The organism is Phenylobacterium sp. (assembly GCF_031412415.1).
GTDB lineage: Bacteria > Pseudomonadota > Alphaproteobacteria > Caulobacterales > Caulobacteraceae > Phenylobacterium.
In genome coordinates this window covers 1-4,217 of record NZ_JANOCX010000117.1, presented here as the reverse complement: position 1 = coordinate 4,217, position 4,217 = coordinate 1, and the positions used below count along the sequence as shown (strand labels likewise).

Below are 4,217 nucleotides of genomic sequence, written 5' to 3'. Positions count from 1 at the left end.
GCTTGGCCCTGACCGGCGCCAGCGCCGCCGCGGCCCAGGCCTATGGCGAGGCGCTCAGCCTCTATCACCGCATGGGCGGCGATCCCTTCACCCCGATCGAGCAGGCGATCTCCGACAGCCCTGGCTTCATCATGGCCCATGTGCTGAAGGCCAACATGCTGCTGGTCGGCGGCACGCCCGAGATGATGATGGATGGGCTCGCGGCCCTGGAGGCCGCCAAGGCCCTGCCGGGCTCCGAGCGCGAGCGCGGTCACGTGGCGGCCCTGGCCAGCCTCGCCGGCGGTGAGCTCGTCGACGCGGGACGCATTCTCGAGGATATCTCCATCGCCCATCCGCGTGACACCTTGGCCCTGCAAGCCGGCCAGCTCGCCGACTTCCTGCTGGGCGACTCGCGCATGCTGCGCGACCGCATCGCGCGCGCCCTGCCCCATTGGTCCGACGCCTTGCCCAACTACCACGCCGTGCTCGGCATGCTGGCCTTCGGCCTGGAGGAGACCGGCGCGTATGGCCGCGCCGAGGCCGCCGGCCGCCGCGCCTTGGAGCTTGAGCCGTGCAACGCCTGGGCCCAGCACGCCGTCGCCCACGTGCTGGAAATGCAGGATCGCCGCGCCGACGGGATCGACTTCATGCGTCAGGAGAGCACCGCCTGGCAGCACGACAGCTATTTCGCCGTCCACAACTGGTGGCACCTGGCGCTATTCCATCTTGGCCTGGGCGAGACCGACGAGGTGCTGCGGCTCTATGACGGTCCGATCTATGGCGAGGCCTCGCCGATGGCTTTCGACATGCTGGACGCCGCGGCCCTGCTCTGGCGCCTGAAGCTGCTGGGCGTCGATGTGGGCGGTCGCTGGAACCGGCTGGCCGATGTCTATGAGCAGGCGGCCTTCGGCATATCGGCCTTCACCGACGCCCACGCGATGATGGCCTTCCTCGGAGCCGGTCGGACCGAAGGGGTCAAGACGGTGCTGGCGGCGCAGGACGCGGCGCTGGCCGGTCCCGGCGACAACGCTATGATGGTGCGCGATGTCGGCCTTCCCCTGATCCAGGCCATCGCGGCCTTCGACGCGGGGGACTATGCGTCCGCGGCCGATCGGCTACGCGGCATGCGCAACCGCTCCGCACGGTTTGGCGGCAGCCACGCCCAGCGCGACCTGATCGACCTGACGCTGATCGCCTCGGCGCGGCGGGGCGGCGACGTCGGCCTGGAGCGCGCCCTGCTGACGGAACGCGCCAACGCCAAGCCGCTGTCGATCGGCGATGAGGTCTTGCTCAGCCGCGCGGCTTGAGGGCTGAAGGCGGCGGTCTAGACCGCCGCCGCCTTTTCCCACTGCGACCAGAGCTTGGCCTCATCGGCCTTGGCGACCTTGACCGAGGCGTCCTTGATGTGGCCGAAGCCGCGGATGGCCTGCGGCGCCGCGGCGATCTGGATCGCCGTCGGCAGGGTCTCGGGGGTGAGGCCCGCCAGGATTTTGTCGAGGCCTGACTGATAGTCGGCGATCAGGCGCCGCTCCATCCGGCGCTCCTCCGTATAGCCGAAGATGTCCAGAGCCGTGCCGCGCAACCCCTTCATCCGGGCCATCATCGGGAAGGCCGCATCGACCATCCAGCCACCGAACTCCATCTTCTTCGGCTTGCCGTCCGGACCCTTGCGGGCGATCAGCGGCGGGGCCAGCCAGACCTTGGTCTTGCCGCCCTTGAACGTCCCGTTCCGCTCGGCGGCGAACCGGCCGTCGGTATAGAGCCGGGCGACCTCGTACTCGTCCTTGTAGGCCATCAGCTTGTAGAGATTGGTCGCCACGGCGCGGGTCAGAGCCTCTGAGCCGAAGATGGCCTCGGCCTTGGCTGTCTGCTCCACGCGCTCCAGATAGCCCTTGGCGTAGGCGGCGTTCTGGTAGGCCGTAAGCTCCCGGCCGCGATGGGCGATGAGCTCGGCCAGGGGCATGGTTTCCGGCGTCGGCACGTCGGCGTCGGCCAGGCCTCGCGCGGCGGGGTCGTGCTCAACGCGGCGGCCCAGCTCGAACGCCTGCAGGTTGGCCTCGGCCTGGACGCCGTTCAGCCGGATCGCGCGGTAGATGGCCCGCGACGACAGGGGAATCAGGCCTTTCTGCCAGGCGAAGCCCACCATGATCATGTTGGCGAAGATGGCGTCACCGAAGGTGGTCTCGGCCAGGTGGTGGGCAGGGCATTCGTCATACGACTTGGTCGCGGCGCGGATGCGTCCCGACATGCTCTTGGAGTCGAAGCGCACGTCGCGGTCTGTGACAAAGTCGGCGGTGGGCGAGAAGTCCTCGTTGCCGCAGGCCACGGTGCGATCCTTGGCGTAGAGGGCGAGCGCGTCGGCGCCGGCCGCCGAGAGGATGTCGCAGGCGATCAGCAGGTGGGCGCTGGCCTGGGGCACGCGGCCGCCCACCACGCTCTCCTCGGTCTCGCCGATGCGGACATGGGAAAAGACCGCCCCACCCTTCTGGGCCAGGCCCGTCATGTCGACCACCGACGAGGCGCGGCCGTCCACGTGGGCGGCCATGGCCAGGATCGAGGCCACGGTGGTGACGCCCGTGCCGCCGATGCCGGTGAACAGGATGTTGCGAACCCCTTCCAGGGGCTCGAAGTCCGGCAGCGGGGTCGATTCGGCGGTCAGCGCCGGCATGGCCTTGGCCTGGGCGTTCTCGCCGCCCTCGATGGTGACGAAGGACGGGCAGAATCCGTCGAGGCAGGAATAGTCGGTGTTGCAGCTGGACTGGTTGATCTTCCGCTTGCGGCCGAACTCGGTGTTCAGCGGCTCGACCGACACGCAGTGGGACTTTTTGGAACAGTCGCCGCAGCCCTCGCAGACCAGCGGATTGATGAACACGCGCTTGGTCGCGGTCTCCATCTTGCCGCGCTTGCGGCGGCGGCGCTTCTCGGTGGCGCAGACCTGATCATAGAGCATGACCGTCGTGCCGGGGGTGTCGCGCAGTTCCTTCTGGACCTCGATCAACTCCGAGCGCGGGCGCACGTCGACGCCGGGGGCCAGGTCCTTCACGTCGTCATAGCGGTGGGGATCGTCGGCGACGATGATCGTCCGGGCCACGCCTTCGGAGGCGAGCTGGCGGGTGATCTGGGCCGGGGTGAATCCGCTCTCGGCCTGCTGGCCTCCGGTCATGGCGACCGCGTCGTTGAACAGCAGCTTGTAGGTCACATGGCTCTTGGCGGCGATCGAGGCGCGGACCGCCAGCGAGCCGGAGTGGTTGTAGGTGCCGTCGCCGAGGTTGGCGAAGACATGGTCCTCGGTGGTGAAGGGGGCTGAGCCCACCCAGGTCAGGCCCTCGCCGCCCATGTGGCTGTTCAGGTCGGTCTGGGGGTCGGTGAAGCTGGCCATGTAGTGGCAGCCGATGCCGGCCAGCGCCCGCGATCCCTCGGGAAGTCGCGTCGAGGTATTGTGCGGGCAGCCCGAGCAGAAGAACGGCTTGCGCTGCTGTTCGGCGGCCAGGGTCACCGCCGCCATGGAGGCGGCCGAGACACGGCTCAGATAGTCGTGCACCCGGTCCATGTGCGGTCCGGGCGGCAGGCGGTCGGCGATGGCCAGGGCCACCTCGGCCACCGACAGCGAGCCCAGCTGCGAAAGCAGTGGATGGCCCACCTCGTCGGTCTTGCCAATAATGCGGGGGCGGGCGTGGGCGGGCAGGTCGTAGAGGGCGGCGCGGGCCTGGGTCTCGATCAGGGGGCGCTTGTGCTCGATGACCATCAGGGTCTCGAGGCCGGCGGCGAAGGCTCGTAGACCCTGCGGCTCCAGCGGCCAGGGCATGCCGACCTTGTAGATCGAGACGCCCAGGCTGGCGGCCTCCTCGAAGCTGATGCGCATGGCCGCGAAGGCCTCGATCACGTCCTTATAGGCCTGGCCCTGGCAGACGATGCCCAGGCGCGGCCGGGCGGCCGGCAGCACCACGCGGTCGATCTTGTTGGCGCGGGCGAAGGCCAGGGCGGCTGGGATCTTCTGGGTGCGGAGCCGGCGCTCCTTGTCCAGCGGCTGGTCCTTCAACCGGATGCCCAGGCCGCCTGGCGGCAGGGCGAAGTTGGCGGGCAGGACGAACTTGTGGCGCGACAGGTCGACGTCGATGGTGACGCCCGAGTCCATGGTGTCGGCCAGCGCGATCAGCCCGACCCACAGGCCGGAATAGCGCGACATGGCGTAGCCCATCAGGCCGTAGTCCAGCACCTCCTGCACGTCGGCCGGCGAC

The 4,217-nt window shown here is 69.1% G+C and carries 2 protein-coding genes; one reads left to right on the top strand and one right to left on the bottom strand.

Features of this window, described 5'->3' with window-relative positions:
• The coding region (locus RMO04_RS05805) for a tetratricopeptide repeat protein (RefSeq protein WP_309643844.1) at positions 1 to 1,286 on the top strand (1,286 nt) is incomplete at its 5' end.
• 17 nt (positions 1,287 to 1,303) lie between these two features.
• On the opposite strand, the gene RMO04_RS05800 is transcribed toward RMO04_RS05805, so the two are convergent.
• Positions 1,304 to 4,217: indolepyruvate ferredoxin oxidoreductase family protein (locus RMO04_RS05800; protein ID WP_309643843.1), on the bottom strand; the 2,914-nt coding region annotated here is incomplete at its 5' end.